This window comes from Gordonia sp. ALPHA1B1 (genome assembly GCF_005502615.1).
Taxonomy (GTDB): Bacteria; Actinomycetota; Actinomycetes; order Mycobacteriales; family Mycobacteriaceae; genus Gordonia; species Gordonia hongkongensis.
Genome location: NZ_SCOC01000007.1, coordinates 103,918 through 118,370, shown reverse-complemented (window position 1 = coordinate 118,370; position 14,453 = coordinate 103,918). Strand labels below are relative to the sequence as shown.

Genomic DNA, 14,453 nt, shown 5'->3' with positions numbered 1-14,453 from the left:
CGCCGCCTGCCCGACGGGCTACCGCGAGTCGATCGACCCGCTCGACTTGCTCCCGGCGTCGGTGACGACGCCGACTCGCTTGCGACGGGCGCGGATTCCGAGTGCAGCGTCGACCACGAGGAAGCCGAGGAGGCTGAGTCCGAGCAACGGCACGAACCAGCCCACCACCGCGGCCACCACCACGATCGCGACCGCGCCGGCCACCGGCACCCGACGCAGTGCACCCCGTGCCGGCGGGCGACCCACCGCGACCGCGCCGCCACGCTTCGGCCGCCGTTGCCACCACATCTGATAGCCGCGGACGATCAGCACCACGAGCGCGATCGCCAGGAGCAGGAGAACCAGCTGGCTCACCCAGCCGAACAGGATGCCCATGTGCAGTGCGATGCCCCAGGTCGTGAGTTTCGCGGCGAGCGGCCAGTCGGCGAACCGCAGTTCGTCGACAACGGCACCGGTCTCGCCGTTCACGGTGACGGTGTCCTGGGCGAACTGCCAGGGCTGCCTGGTCTCGGCGACGGTGAAGGCGGTGTCCGCATCGGTCGGGATCGAGACCTCCACCTGGCCGTCCACACCGGCGGCCCGAGCGGTGCCCAGCACCCGGTCGAGCTGCGCGATCGTCTGGCCGGACGTTTCCGGAACGCGCTGCTCGTGACCCGCGCCGCCGTGATCGCCGTGCCCGCTGTGATCACCCAGCCCGTCCGATCCGGACGTCGATCCGGACAGCGAGGTGTCGACCGTCGGGGTCGTCCAGCTCAGCGCCGTGCGCACATCGGAGACGTGCTCACCGGCGTACTTCGACCAAGTCAGACCGGTGGCCGACAAGAACACCAACCCCACCGCGATCCAGACGCCGATCACGCCGTGCCGGTTGCGGGTGCGGTTGCGTCCGGTCGCCGATCGGTCGAAGGCGACCAGGTCGGCGGCGCGTCGTTTTCGGCGCGCGCGATACGCGGAGATCCACAGCGCGAGGCCGGCCACGGCGATGACCCACAGCCAGGAGGCGGCGAGCTCGCTGTAGATCCGGCCGGGCTCGCCGAGATGGAGGTGACGGTGCAGTTCGCTGATCCAGGTGCGCATCGGCAACGCCGCGCTGCTGCCGTAGGACACCAGCTCTCCGGTCGATTCCAGGGTCACCGGATCGATGAACACGGCCTGGCGCTTCGACGCCCCGAGGGAGGGATCGTCGAACAGGACGCGGGTGGTGTCGCCGGGTTCGGCGGCCGGGCGCACCGCGGACAGGGTGAGGTCCGGCCGGATCCGGGCCGCCGCCTCGACCTGTTCGGAGATCGGACGTGCGTCGCCGGTGCTTTCGGTGGAGAGTTGATCGCGGTAGACGACCTGTTCCAGCGATGGGGAGATCGCGTAGAGCCCGCCGCTGACCGCCGCAACGATCAGGAACGGCGCGATGAAGACGCCTGCGTAGAAGTGCAACCGGCGCAGCAGAGGTTGCCAGCTGTTCGGGGTCACTCGCCGGTCTGGTGCGGCGGCTGGTGGAGTGGGGTTGTCGTCGGATGTTTCGGGACGGGGGTCGGGCGGCCCGGTGGGTTCACCGGGGCGGGACAGGTTCGACAGGGACACGGGTGGGCCTCTCATGCGGAAGACGGCGCGCGGCATCGACCGCGGTCAGGCGGGATGGCAGACGCGCACCGACCGGCCCGTCGGGTGACGGGTCGGCGGAGTAGGGAATCAGCGCGTGAGGGCCGGGGGTCCGCGGGTGTCGAGAGCGGCGATGGCGCGCAGGCGGGGCCGCGCGTCGTCGTGGGTCGCCCGCGGGGCGCGCGGGATCGCGTCGTCAGCGGGCGGGTCGAGGACGGCCCGGATGAGTGCGACGACCGCGGTCAGGACGCTGAGCAGGGCGGGTTCGACGACGTGGATGGCGGCGGCGGTGAGCAGAGTCGCCACCGCGTGGACGAACATCATGGTCCCGCTCGGCGCGTGTGCAAGCGCACTCACGCCCGCGTGGTGCGCCGACGAGGCATCGAGCGCGGTGAGCGACACGTGTGCGAGCACCTGCCCGGCCGCGAGGAGCCCGATCGTGCCGAGCCACCCGGGACGACGACGGGCCGTCGCGCCGATCGCCCAGCCGAGTACGGTGCACGCCGCGATCATGAACACCAGAGATGAGGTGGCGGGGAGAGAACCCGCCGCGAGCCCGTGCGCGGCCACCGCGGTGCTCGCCGACAGCGCGCCGACGACCCCACCGCGAAGGCGGTGGAGGGCGCGCACGTCCGGGTTCACGGAAGGAGCATAGCGACGGCGGTCATGCCCGAACCGCGTGCGGTCACCGTACGGGCAGGTCAGCCCAACACCAGGAGCCAGGCGGCGACGTAGTGCAGCAGGGCCGCGACTGCGGTGCAGGCGTGGAACACCTCGTGATGACCGAAGGTCTCCGGCCAGGGGTCGGGCCAGCGTGCCGCATAGAGGACGCCACCGACGCTGTAAAAGACACCGCCGAGCGCGAGCAGGATCAGAACGGGCAGACCGGTCTCGCCGACGAGCGCCGGGGCGACGGCCACGATCACCCAGCCCAGCACGATGTAGAGGGTGACGCCGAGCCAGCGGGGTGCGCCGGGCCACGCGATCTTGAGGGTCGCACCGGCGGCTGCGCCGGCCCAGACGATGCCGAGGACCCACCAACTGGTCGGCGAGGGAAGCCCGAGGGCGCAGAACGGCGTGTAGGTGCCGGCGATGAAGAGGAAGATCATCGCGTGGTCGGCACGCTTCATCCGGGTCCGCGCGCGGGCGGTCTTCCACGGAATCCGGTGGTAGCCGGCGCTGATCGCGAAGAGTCCGAGCACGGTGACCGCGTAGACGGCACACGGTACGACGGCGACGGGGTCGCCGACCGTGGCCGCGCCGATCACCAGGGCCAGCCCCGCGACCGCGGCCACATAGGCGGAGTAGTGGTGGATGACCCCGCGCAGTCGTGGGCGGACGTCAGCCGGCGGGTTCAGCAACGTGCTCACCGAACCTACGGTACCGTAACTTCGCGCGTCCACAGCGTCACCGGCAAGGCGTGATGCGACGCGTAAGGTGTCCTGCGTGACACGAGGCCGACACGACGCGGGAACGACGCGACGATGAAGCTCCTGCCGGACCGGCTTCGACGACCCGTTCTCTCCGTCTACGAACGGCGGCTCATCCAGCTCCTCGACACCGAGCGTCTGCCGCGTCACGTGGCGATCATCTGCGACGGCAACCGGCGGTGGGCGCGTGAGGCTGGTTTCGAGGACGTCAGCCACGGACACCGCGTGGGTGCCCAGCGCATCGCGGACATGCTCGGCTGGTGCGCCGGCCTGGGCATCGAAGCCGTCACGATCTACCTGTTGTCGACCGAGAACCTCAACCGGTCGTCGGACGAACTCGACGCACTCCTCGAGATCGTGCCGGACATCGTCGACGAGATCTCCGCGCCCGAGGGCGAGTGGCGGATCCGCATCGTCGGCACCCTCGACGCACTGCCCGAGCTGGTGGCCGGACGTCTGCGGGCGGCCGCCGACCGCACCGCCGAACGGCAGGGGATGAACGTCAACGTCGCCGTCGGATACGGCGGGCGGCAGGAGATCGTGGACGCGGTTCGCGCGCTCCTGGAGGAGAAGGTGACCGCCGGGGCGACTGCGGCCGAGATGGTGGATGCGGTCACCGTGGAGGCGATCGACGCCAATCTCTACACCAAGGGTCAGCCCGACCCGGATCTCGTGATCCGGACTTCCGGAGAGCAGCGGCTGTCGGGATTCCTGTTGTGGCAGAGCGCCTATTCGGAGATCTGGTTCACCGACGCCTATTGGCCGGAGTTCCGTCGGGTGGACTTCCTGCGCGCCTTGCGCGACTACTCCGCGCGGAGCCGGCGGTTCGGCAAGTGACTCCGCCGGTGTCGATCCGCGCCGGGTTCAGCGTGCGGCGGAGTCGGCCAGGAGCCCGGTCAATGCGGTGAGATCGGCGCCGAAGGTCGACGCCGCGGGAGTGCCGAAGCCGACGCCGATCCCGCCGGAGGGCAGCGGGTCGGCGTCGGGATGCCGGAACAGGGACTGTCCGGTCACCGCGATTCCGCGTTCGTAGGCCCGGTGGACGATGGCTCCCTCGTCGGCATGGTCGACGGGGATCAACGCGTGCAGTCCGGCGGCGATGCCGGGGAGTTCGAGTCCGATTCCGGCCAGGGCCGACACCAGCGCATCGCGCCGGGTCCGGTACGCCTGACGACTGCGCCGGATGTGCCGGTCGTAGGCTCCGGAACCGATCAGTTCGGCCAGCGTGAGCTGATCGACGATGCTCGCGTCGGCCTCACGGAAGCCCTTGCCGCGCAACACCGGTTCGACCAGGTGGGCGGGAGTGGCCAGCCAGCCCGCGCGTACCGCCGGCGACAGGCTCTTGCTCAGCGAGCCGGTGTGGACGACGACGTCGGGGCCGAGCGCCTGCAACGCACCGACCGGTTCGCGGTCGTAGCGGAACTCGCCGTCGTAGTCGTCCTCCACGATGACCGCGCCGGTCCGCCGCGCCCAGTCGACGACCTGCATCCGGCGCGCCGGCGAAAGAGCGACACCGGTGGGGAACTGGTGGCTGGGGGTCAGCACGACCGCGGCCGCCCCGGTGCGTTCGAGCTCGTCGATCACCATGCCGTCGGCGTCGATGCGCACCGGTACGACCCGCGCGCCGCCGCGCTCGAGGGCGTGCCGGTGAAAGGGCAGACCGTGGCTCTCGACCGCGACGACACCACCGATCACCGTGCGCGCCAACAACTCCAGTGCCGACAGCACCGACGTCCCGAGAACGATCAGGTCCGGTGCGGTGCGGACACCCCGCGTGCGGGCCAGGTAACCGGTGAGGGCGTTCCGCAGCTCAAGGCGCCCGCGGGGGTGAGCCGGTCCGAAGGCGTCGTCGGGGGTCTCGGTCAGGGCGCGTCGGGTGGCGCGGATCCAGTCGTTGCGCGGGAACATCCCGGCGCAGGGTCGTCCCAGCGAGAAGTCGTGACGCAGGGCCGGCATGGCGGTGGACGCACCGGGATCGTCGATGGCCGGTGGCCGTGCCGCACCGTCGGCGACCCGGGTGGCCGAGCCCTGGCGCGCGGTCAGCCACCCTTCCGCGATCAGTTCGGAGTAGACCGCCGACACGGTGCCGCGAGCGAGACCGAGGTCCGCGGCGAGGGATCGGTACGGCGGCAATGCGGTGCCCGCGGGCAGTCGGTTGTCGAGGATGGCCGAGCGCAGCGCCTCGGTGAGGGCCCGACGCAGGGTGGCACCGCGCCCGCGTGCACCCGCGCCCGGATCGGGCTGCAGGTCGAGGAAAAGGTCCGCGCCCAGCCGCTCGGCCACTTCGGCCCAGGGATCCGCCGTCGAATTGACCCGCTTTTCTGCCATCGGATTGGACCACTTTCTTGAGCTAATTGCGGCATAGCCTAAACCCACAACACAGAGCTGTCCGTCCTTGAGGAGGAACGAGATGAAGATAGTGGTCGTGGGTGCCAGCGGTGCGCTGGGAAGTCGGGTCGCCGACCTGCTCGTCGAGCGGGGCCACGAGGTGGTGCGCGCCAGCCGGGCGACCGGCGTCGACGCCTACACCGGAACGGGTCTGGCGGCGGCGTTCGACGGTGCCGACGCCGTCGTCGACTGCCTCAGTCTCCAGACGCTGAAGGCGAAGGAGGCGATCGACTTCTTCGAGACCACGGCGACCAAGATCGGCCGTGCCGCGACGACGGCGGGTGTCGCGCACGTCGTCGTGGTGTCGATCGTCAACGCCGGCGATCCGGCGGTCAACGCCAAATTCGGTTACTACCAGGGCAAAGCGGCACAGGAGGCCGCCTACGGCGAGGTCGTCGACCCCGCGGCACTCACCATCCTGGCGTCGGTGCAGTGGTTCGAGCTCGCCGAGCAGATGATGTCGTCGATGGGGTTCGGTCCGATCGCCGCGGTGCCCAGGATGCGGTGCGCCCCGGCCGCGGTCGCCGACGTGGCCGTGGCGGTCGCCGACGTGGTGACCGCGGGTCCGACCGGAAAGCGGACGATCGAGGTGAGCGGACCGGTGGAGATGGACCTGGTCGATGTGGCGAAAGCGGTTGCTGCGCAGACCGGCTCACCACGATGGATATTCGGCGTCCGGTTCGGGGGGCCGGCGATACGGGAGGGCGGACTCGTGCCAGTCGATCCCGACGTCGTCACGTCGACGACGCTCGACGGGTGGCTGGCCGGTCGCGAGAATGCGAGCGCGGGGGAACGGCGATGAGCACCGCCGCCCGGCCTGCGACGAGAATGTGGATACCGCAGGACAATCCGTCCGTGTACAAGGCCCTCGTGGCGCTGCAGCGGGCATCGTCGGCCGGGGTTGACCCAGAACTCGCCGAACTGATCGTCATCCGGGCCTCGCAACTCAACGGGTGCGCCTACTGCCTGCACATGCACACCTCCGATGCCCTCGCCAAGGACATCGACCCGCACAAACTGATGCTGATCGCCGCGTGGCGGGAGGCCGGATCGGCGTTCACCCCGGCCGAACGGGCGGCGCTGGCTCTCACCGAGAGCGTCACGCTGATCGGCGAGAACGGTGTCCCCGACGACGTGTTCGATTCCGCACGAGCCCATTTCGACGCCGCCGCGATGGGTCAGCTGGTCGCGTCGATCGTGATGATCAACGCGTGGAACCGCATCGCGCTGGCCGGCGGGTACCCGGCCGGACTCGACGAACGCCGGGCCGCATCGTCGGTCAGAGCTTCCGCAGGCGCACCCGATTGATGGAGTGGTCGTAGTCCTTGCGCAGCACCAGTGACGCCCGCGGCCGGGTGGGCAGGATGTTCTCGATCAGATTCGGACGGTTGATCGAGGTCCACAGATCCCGGGCCGCGGCGGTCGCCTGATCGTCGGTCAGCGACGCGTACGCGTGGAAGTGCGAGTCCGGGTTGGCGAACGAGGTGGTCCGCATCTGCAGGAAGCGCGAGATGTACCAGGATTCGATGTCGTCGATCTTGGCGTCGACGTAGATGGAGAAGTCGAACAGGTCCGAGACCATCAGCGTCGCTCCGGTCTGGAGCACGTTGAGGCCCTCGAGGATCAGGATGTCGGGCTGGCGCACATAGTGATAGACGTCGGGCACGATGTCGTAGGCGAGGTGCGAGTAGACCGGCGCGGCGACCTCGCGCGCACCCGACTTCACCTCGGTGACGAAGCGCAGAAGGGCCCGGCGATCGTAGGACTCGGGAAATCCCTTGCGGTGCAGAATGCCCCGACGCTGCATCTCCGCGGTGCGCAGCAGAAAACCGTCGGTGGTGATCAGGTCCACCTTCGGGTGGGACTCCCAGCGGGCGAGCAGGGCGGCGAGCACGCGGGCCGTCGTCGACTTCCCGACCGCCACACTGCCCGCGATCCCGATGACGAAGGGCACCTGCCGATTGGTCTGCCGCTCACCGAGGAAGGTCGAGGTCGCGGCGAACAACCGTTGCCGCGCAGCGACTTGCAGGTGGATCAGACGAGAGAGCGGCAGATACACGTCGGCGACCTCGTCGAGGTCGATCTGCTCACCGAGGCCGACGAGCTCGGCCAGTTCGTCCTCGTTGAGGACCAGGGGCATCGACTCGCGGAGTTCGCGCCACTGCCTCCGGTCGAGTTCCAGGTACAGACTGGGATCCCGATCGGTGGCGTTGCGGGCCATCAGGGCAGCTCCGCCGATGTCGGTTCCGCCGCTCCCTGAGTGATCATGCGTACAGCTTAGGGCGACGTGTGACAGCGTCGATCGGTAGCCTGCCGGTATGCCGTCCCCGACCGTCGCCGACACCGACCACGCCTCGGACCCGCTGGTGGCCGAGTACCTCCGTCTCGGCCTCGCCTTCGATCGCCTCGAACGGGGCTTCGTCGACGCCTACACCGGCGATCCCGCGCTGAAGGCGGAGGTCGAGAACGCGCCCGCACCCGATCCCGCCCGGCTCGCCGACCGCGCGCGCGGGCTGCTCGCCGACCTGCCCGGCGCGCTCGACGCGGCGCGCGCCGAGTTCATCGGCGCCCACCTGCGCGCGCTGGAGTGCTCGGCGCGCAAGTTCGCCGGCGACGACGTCGGATTCATCGACGAGGTCCGCGCCTACTTCGACGTCGACATCGCGATGGCCGATCCGGACCGGTATCGGCAGGCGCACGCCGACCTGGCGGAGGCCCTCGGCGTCCCGGGCGCCACCGGCGACGAGCTCCGGGACATCTACGCCGCGCACCGGCGTGCCGACGAGATCCCACCCGAGCGGGTCGACGAGTGCGTCCGCGCGTTCAGCAGCGCGCTCCGCGAACGAGTACGGTCCGCATATCCGTTGCCGGACAACGAGATCGTCGAGTTCGAAGTCGTCACCGACAAGCCGTGGTCGGGATTCAACTACTACCTCGGCAACTATCGCTCACGCGTCGCCATCAACGCCGATCTCACGCAGTACATGTCCTCCCTGCCGGCCCTCATCGCGCACGAGGCCTACCCCGGTCACCACACCGAGCACTGCCGTAAAGAGCAGTTGCTCGTCGGCGCGGGGCACGACGAGCAGTCGATCTTCCTGGTCAACACCCCACAGTGCCTGATGGCCGAGGGCCTCGCCGACCACGCGCTGGCCGCGATCGTCGGTCCCGAGTGGGGAACGTGGGCACAGGAGATCTACGCCGACCTCGGACTCCGCTTCGACGCCGGGCGGGCGATGGGCGTCGGACGCGCCACCGCCGGGCTCCTCGGCGTTCGTCAGGACGCCGCGCTGCTGCTGCACGACCGCCACGCCGACGCCGACACCGTCGCCGAACATCTCCGGCGCTGGCTTCTCGCGCCCGAGGAACGGGCCCGACAGATGCTGCGATTCCTCACCTCGCCGCTCTGGCGCGCCTACATCAGCACCTACGTCGAGGGATACCGATTGCTCGAGGCGTGGCTCGAGCAGGCCGACGACCGCGCGGCCGCCTTCGGTCGCCTGCTCGACGAACCACTCATCCCGGCGAGTCTGCGGCGCGAACTGCTGTAGACCCTTCGTGACGTCCCTCCGCAGGCTCCGGGACTCCTCAGGGAGCGGGCGGCGAGTCTGCGGCGCGAACTCGGTGCCTAGAATCGGGGCATGACCGCGAACCCGTCATCCCTGAACTCGATGTCCCTGGCAGAGCTCGACCCCGACGTCGCAGCCGCCATGAACGGTGAACTCAGCCGCCAGCGGGACACCCTCGAGATGATCGCCTCGGAGAACTTCGTGCCGCGTGCGGTGCTGCAGGCCCAGGGCAGCGTGCTGACCAACAAGTACGCCGAGGGGTACCCGGGACGTCGCTACTACGGCGGGTGCGAGTACGTCGACGTCGTCGAGGACATCGCCCGCAACCGGGCGAAGGAGCTGTTCGGCGCCGACTTCGCCAACGTGCAACCGCATTCGGGTGCCCAGGCCAACGCCGCGGTGCTGCAGGCCCTGATGGAGCCGGGGGAGACCATGCTCGGTCTCGACCTCGCGCACGGCGGTCACCTCACCCACGGCATGCGCCTGAACTTCTCCGGCAAGCTCTACGAGAACGCCTTCTACGGCGTGAGCAAAGAGGACTTCCGCATCGACATGGACGAGGTGCGCAAGATCGCCCTCGACGTCAAACCGAAGGTCATCGTCGCCGGGTGGTCGGCCTACCCGCGCACGCTCGACTTCGAGGCGTTCCGCTCCGTCGCCGACGAGGTCGGCGCACACCTCTGGGTCGACATGGCCCACTTCGCCGGTCTCGTCGCCGCCGGCCTGCATCCGTCGCCGGTCCCGCATGCCGACGTCGTGTCCTCGACCGTGCACAAGACCCTCGGCGGCCCGCGTTCGGGGATCATCCTGGCCAAGCAGGAGTGGGCCAAGAAGCTGAACTCGGCGGTGTTCCCCGGTCAGCAGGGCGGGCCGCTCATGCACGCGATCGCCGGTAAGGCGGTGGCCCTGAAGATCGCCGCCACCGACGAATTCGCCGAGCGCCAGCGGCGCACCCTGTCCGGGGCGCGGCTCCTCGCCGAACGCCTCAACGGCTCGGATGTGGCCGGGGCCGGCGTCTCGGTCCTGACCGGCGGTACCGACGTCCACCTCGTGCTCGTCGATCTGCGGAACAGCGCCCTCGACGGCCAGCAGGCCGAGGACCTGCTGCATCAGGTCGGCATCACCGTCAACCGCAATGCGGTGCCGTTCGATCCGCGACCGCCGATGGTCACCTCGGGTCTACGTATCGGCACCCCGGCACTGGCCACCCGCGGCTTCGGCGACGAACAGTTCACCGAGGTCGCCGACATCATCGCCACCGCGCTCGCGGCCGGCGATGCCGCCGACGTCTCGGCCCTGCGCGGGCGCGTGTCCAAGCTCGCCCTCGACTTCCCGCTCTACGACGGTCTCGAGGAGTGGGGCCTGATGAGCCGGATCTGACCTGGATTGCCTGTCCCGGCGGCGCGTCCGTATCCTTTCAGCGATGAACGCCCTCACTGAAGACGACCTGATCATCGCGCTCGAGAAGGCTCTTCCCGAGATCGCCGAAGACCACCAGTCGGCCGCGGCTCCGTGGAATCCGCACGACTGGGTGCCGTGGGACGACGGACGCAACTTCGGGTTCCTCGGCGGAGCGGATTTCGATCCGTCGGAGGCCTTCCTGTCCGATGAGGCACGTGCGGGACTGCTCGCCCTCCTGCTGACCAAGGACAACCTGCCGTCGTACCACCGGGTGCTGGCCAAGCACTTCCCGGCCTTCTCCGACTGGCGACAGCTCGTGGGCGTGTGGACCGCCGAGGACAACCGCCACGCGATCGTCCTGCGCGACTACCTCGTCGTCCGGCGCGCGATCGATCCGGTGGACGCCGAGGAGCGCCGTCGCATCCACGTCACGCAGGGGTATCGGCAGACGCCGGAGCAGGTCGAGCCACTCGGCCCGCTCGACGTGCTCGCGCTGATGGCGGTACACGAGAACCAGTGCGTCCACTTCATCAAGCGCCTGTCCGCGGTCGCCGGCGACGAGGCACTCGTGGAGATCCTGACGAAGATCTCCAACGACGACCAGGGCCAGGCCACCACCTTCGGCGCGTTCCTCAACGCCGGCATTGTCGCCGACCAGGACGCCACCGTCCTCGCCATCGACCGGGCGCTGGCCCTCGACGAGCCGATCGGCCACGACATCGCCGACTTCGACGCCGAGCGCGCACTCATCGCCGACTACGAGAACGCCGAGGTGAAGGCGGCCATCGCGGCGGCCCTGGCCGACGCGGTCAAGCTCGACACCGTCTCCGGTCTCGGTGAGGAGGCGGAGGCCGCGCGCACCCGCATCCTCGCCCGCACCGGCCGCTGACGACTCGCGCCCAGTACGAACACGGCGCCACCGGGACGACGAAAGTCCTGGTGGCGCCGTGTTGCGTCTCCGGTGGAAACGATACGGCGGTTTACCCACAATTCACGCCGACACACCGGATTCCGGCGCGCCGCCAACGATTTTCGCGCGTACGTTGGCGAGTGACGGACCGCGGGGAAGCGGTTCGTTCGGGAGGTTCAATTCGTGGTTTGTGCGAGCAACGCGAGGGGACCGGCCCCGGTCCTCGTCCACCTCGGCTGACGCCGGGACAACGGACAACTGGACCGGCCGGTCGACCAACACTGGTTTGTGCGGGAGCCGCACGAACGTAGGAGCCCCACGTGACCACACGCACCTACGTCCTCGATACCTCCGTGCTGCTGTCCGATCCCTGGGCGGTCATGCGTTTCGCCGAACACCACGTCGTGCTGCCACTGGTGGTCATCAGCGAACTCGAGGGCAAACGTCACCACCACGAACTCGGCTGGTTCGCGCGTGAGGCGCTGCGCATGCTCGACGACATGCGACTCGAACACGGCCGGCTCGACCTGCCGCTCGAGATCGGCGACGAGGGCGGCACCCTCCAGGTGGAGCTCAACCACACCGACCCCGCCGTGCTGCCCGCCGGCTTCCGCACCGACTCGAACGACTCCCGGATCCTCGCCTGTGCACTGAACCTGCGCGCCGAGGGCAAGGACGTGACCCTGGTTTCGAAGGACACACCGCTGCGGGTGAAGGCCGGTGCGGTGGGCCTGGCCGCCGACGAGTACCACGCGCAGGATGTCGTGGTCTCGGGGTGGTCGGGCATGACCGAACTCGATGTCGCCACCGCCACGGTCGACACGTTGTTCGCCGAGGGCGTCGTCGACCTCGACGAGGCACGCGAACTGCCGTGTCACACCGGTGTTCGACTGCTCAGCGCCACGTCGAGTGCCCTGGGCCGGGTGAACGCGGACAAGCGGGTGCAACTGGTCCGCGGCGACCGCGAGGCCTTCGGACTGCACGGACGGTCGGCCGAGCAGCGGGTCGCCCTCGACCTGCTCCTCGACGAGAGCGTGGGAATCGTCTCGCTCGGCGGCAAGGCCGGTACCGGAAAATCGGCGCTCGCGCTTTGTGCGGGACTGGAAGCGGTCCTGGAACGGCGTACCCAGCGGAAGGTCGTCGTGTTCCGGCCGCTGTACGCAGTCGGCGGACAACAGCTCGGCTATCTGCCCGGTAGTGAGTCCGACAAGATGGGTCCGTGGGCGCAGGCGGTCTTCGACACGCTGGAGGGGCTCGCGTCGCCGGAGGTCATCGACGAGGTCTTGAGCCGCGGCATGCTGGAGGTGCTGCCGCTGACGCACATCCGCGGGCGGTCGCTGCACGATTCGTTCGTCATCGTCGACGAGGCGCAGTCGCTGGAGCGCAACGTGTTGCTCACCGTTCTGTCCCGCCTGGGATCGGGATCTCGCGTGGTGCTGACCCACGATGTCGCGCAACGTGACAATCTCCGCGTGGGCCGCCACGACGGCGTCGCCGCGGTCATCGAGAAGCTGAAGGGACACCCGCTCTTCGCGCACATCACGCTCACCCGCAGCGAGCGGTCGCCGATCGCCGCACTCGTGACCGAGATGCTCGAGGAGTTCGCGCCGTAGGGTCGGCGCCGACCTCTGGGTTCCAATTGCTCGGTGGCCGTAAGGATTTCGCCGCCGGAAACTCGAAGGCCGCGTCGACACCGGAAGGGAGTCGACGCGGCCCTCGTGTGTCAGATCAGGCGGTCGGCGGTTCGATCGGGGTGAAGTCGCGGAGCGAATTCAAGAGGTCGACGATGGCGGTGAGCAGTTCGACGTTCTCCAAGGATGTCATTGTTCTCCCTTAATCGAATGGCTATCCGTTTCGACGGCCGCCTTTATTCGACGCCGTCGTTCGCAACAGTAATGATCTGATAACAAACGCGCAAACAAAGTCCAAGAGAATTCGACCCATTTCTCAGATTGATTCGTCGAATGCGTTTTTGTACTGCATTTCGAATCATGGCAATTCGGTGTTTTCGTATCGAGAAATCGACCTCGACCGCGTGAATACGGCTTCTGTCCATACGCCGACCGGCTCGTCGCCGACACCTGATCCGAACCGCACCGTGACCAGGACGTGACTCATGGTCTCTTGCGCACTGTCAGACTGGCATGGTGCAGAAGTTACTGATGAGGCGAATGAGACTGTTGGGACTGTTGGTGATCGCGGTGCTCGCCGCGATTGTCGGCGGCGCCGGGCAGTCGGTCGCCGCCCCGGAGACAACTACACCCGAGACATCCACGCCGGGGACGTCCACCACACCTAGTCCGGGAACGACGCCCGGGTCGGGCATGCCGCTGCTCGACGGCATTCTCGACCAGCTCGCCGGTGGGACCGGGTCGGACGACGGCACCGGCGGTGCCGGTGCACCCGGGGCGGGTGGGCCGACGAGCCAGATGATCGTGGTGACCGCGCCGAAGGCGTCCGACACCACCGCCACCCTGACGGCCTTCGACCGGGGCGCCGACGGCAGTTGGAAACCCGTCATCGGCCCGACGAAGGCCTACCTCGGTTCGCTGGGCATGGGCGAGCCGAAGGACGACGTCCACCGGACCCCGCAGGGCACCTTCCCGCTCGACCAGGCCTTCGGCCGTGCGGAGAATCCCGGGACCAAGATGCCGTATCGCAAGGTCGACCAGCAGGACTGGTGGGACTCGAACATGAAGTCGCCGACCTACAACACGCACGTGCGTCAGCCGCAGAGCCCCGGTGGGGACAGTGAGAACCTCTACAACTCCGGCCCGGTCTACGACTACGCGGTCAACATCGCGCACAACCCGCAACGCACCCCGGGTCGGGCGTCGGCAATGTTCCTCCACGTGACGAACGGTGAACCGACGATGGGCTGCGTCGCGATCGAACGCGAGCTGATGAAACAGATCCTCGTGTGGCTCGATCCGGCCAAGAGCCCGAAGATCACCATCGGTGTCAACCAGGGTGCACCCGCGGGCGACGCGCCCGGAGCAACCCCTCAAACCGCTCCGGGCACGACGCCGGGGACGACGCCTCCCACCACCTCGGGTGTTCCGGGTGCCGACGTCCTGACCGGTCTGCTCTCGCAGCTCGTCGGCGTGGTTCCGGCCCTCTTCGGGCTCGGCGGTCAGGCGGGCTGATCGGTCCGGCCGG

At 68.9% G+C, this 14,453-nt stretch carries 13 protein-coding genes; 8 read left to right on the top strand and 5 right to left on the bottom strand.

What is annotated here, in order from left to right:
- Nucleotides 1–18 precede the first annotated feature (18 nt).
- The 3 genes from FFS52_RS06875 to FFS52_RS06865 form a co-directional block, all read right to left on the bottom strand.
- Nucleotides 19–1,593, bottom strand: coding sequence for a PepSY domain-containing protein (locus FFS52_RS06875; protein WP_137809248.1), 1,575 nt, complete (start codon nt 1,591–1,593; stop codon nt 19–21).
- A 93-nt stretch (nt 1,594–1,686) separates the two neighbouring features.
- A complete protein-coding gene (locus FFS52_RS06870; RefSeq protein ID WP_223258833.1) occupies nt 1,687–2,238 on the bottom strand; it encodes a hypothetical protein in 552 nt (183 codons plus the stop codon).
- A 59-nt stretch (nt 2,239–2,297) separates the two neighbouring features.
- A complete protein-coding gene (locus FFS52_RS06865; RefSeq protein WP_068970146.1) occupies nt 2,298–2,966 on the bottom strand; it encodes a hemolysin III family protein in 669 nt (222 codons plus the stop codon).
- Between the two features lie 114 nt (nt 2,967–3,080).
- Between FFS52_RS06865 and FFS52_RS06860 the strand changes: the two genes are divergently transcribed.
- On the top strand, nt 3,081–3,863 hold the full coding sequence (locus FFS52_RS06860; RefSeq protein WP_068970147.1) for an isoprenyl transferase: 783 nt from the start codon (nt 3,081–3,083) through the stop codon (nt 3,861–3,863).
- A gap of 27 nt (nt 3,864–3,890) precedes the next feature.
- Here the strand turns inward: FFS52_RS06860 and FFS52_RS06855 are convergent, their stop codons facing one another.
- The gene (locus FFS52_RS06855) at nt 3,891–5,354 is read right to left on the bottom strand and encodes a PLP-dependent aminotransferase family protein (protein ID WP_068970148.1); all 1,464 of its coding nucleotides are present in this window, start codon (nt 5,352–5,354) and stop codon (nt 3,891–3,893) included.
- Between the two features lie 82 nt (nt 5,355–5,436).
- On the opposite strand from FFS52_RS06855, the gene FFS52_RS06850 reads away from it, so the two are divergent.
- Both FFS52_RS06850 and FFS52_RS06845 read left to right on the top strand, forming a co-directional pair.
- Nucleotides 5,437–6,216 carry an SDR family oxidoreductase gene (locus tag FFS52_RS06850; protein WP_068970149.1) on the top strand — a complete coding sequence of 260 codons (780 nt, stop codon included), beginning with the start codon at nt 5,437–5,439 and terminating at the stop codon, nt 6,214–6,216.
- Nucleotides 6,213–6,722 carry a carboxymuconolactone decarboxylase family protein gene (locus tag FFS52_RS06845; protein WP_068970150.1) on the top strand — a complete coding sequence of 170 codons (510 nt, stop codon included), beginning with the start codon at nt 6,213–6,215 and terminating at the stop codon, nt 6,720–6,722. The genes FFS52_RS06850 and FFS52_RS06845 overlap by 4 nt, the downstream gene beginning before the upstream one ends.
- Here the strand turns inward: FFS52_RS06845 and coaA are convergent.
- A complete protein-coding gene (gene coaA, locus FFS52_RS06840) occupies nt 6,694–7,635 on the bottom strand; it encodes a type I pantothenate kinase (protein WP_058250729.1) in 942 nt (313 codons plus the stop codon). The two genes, FFS52_RS06845 and coaA, sit on opposite strands and share 29 nt — an antisense overlap.
- A gap of 97 nt (nt 7,636–7,732) precedes the next feature.
- On the opposite strand from coaA, the gene FFS52_RS06835 reads away from it, so the two are divergent.
- The 5 genes from FFS52_RS06835 to FFS52_RS06815 all read left to right on the top strand — a co-directional run bounded on the left by FFS52_RS06835 (nt 7,733) and on the right by FFS52_RS06815 (nt 14,440).
- Nucleotides 7,733–8,965, top strand: coding sequence for a DUF885 domain-containing protein (locus FFS52_RS06835; protein WP_068970151.1), 1,233 nt, complete (start codon nt 7,733–7,735; stop codon nt 8,963–8,965).
- Between the two features lie 90 nt (nt 8,966–9,055).
- Nucleotides 9,056–10,363: a serine hydroxymethyltransferase gene (glyA, locus tag FFS52_RS06830; RefSeq protein WP_068970153.1), complete on the top strand. Its 1,308-nt coding sequence runs from the start codon at nt 9,056–9,058 to the stop codon at nt 10,361–10,363.
- Nucleotides 10,364–10,406: 43 nt separating this feature from the next.
- Nucleotides 10,407–11,273 (top strand): acyl-ACP desaturase, encoded by an 867-nt coding sequence (locus FFS52_RS06825; protein WP_068970154.1) that lies wholly within the window; start codon nt 10,407–10,409, stop codon nt 11,271–11,273.
- A gap of 341 nt (nt 11,274–11,614) precedes the next feature.
- Entirely contained in the window at nt 11,615–12,907 is a 1,293-nt protein-coding gene (locus tag FFS52_RS06820; protein ID WP_058250725.1) for a PhoH family protein, read from the top strand.
- 558 nt (nt 12,908–13,465) lie between these two features.
- Nucleotides 13,466–14,440 (top strand): L,D-transpeptidase family protein, encoded by a 975-nt coding sequence (locus FFS52_RS06815; RefSeq protein WP_068970155.1) that lies wholly within the window; start codon nt 13,466–13,468, stop codon nt 14,438–14,440.
- Nucleotides 14,441–14,453 lie beyond the last annotated feature (13 nt).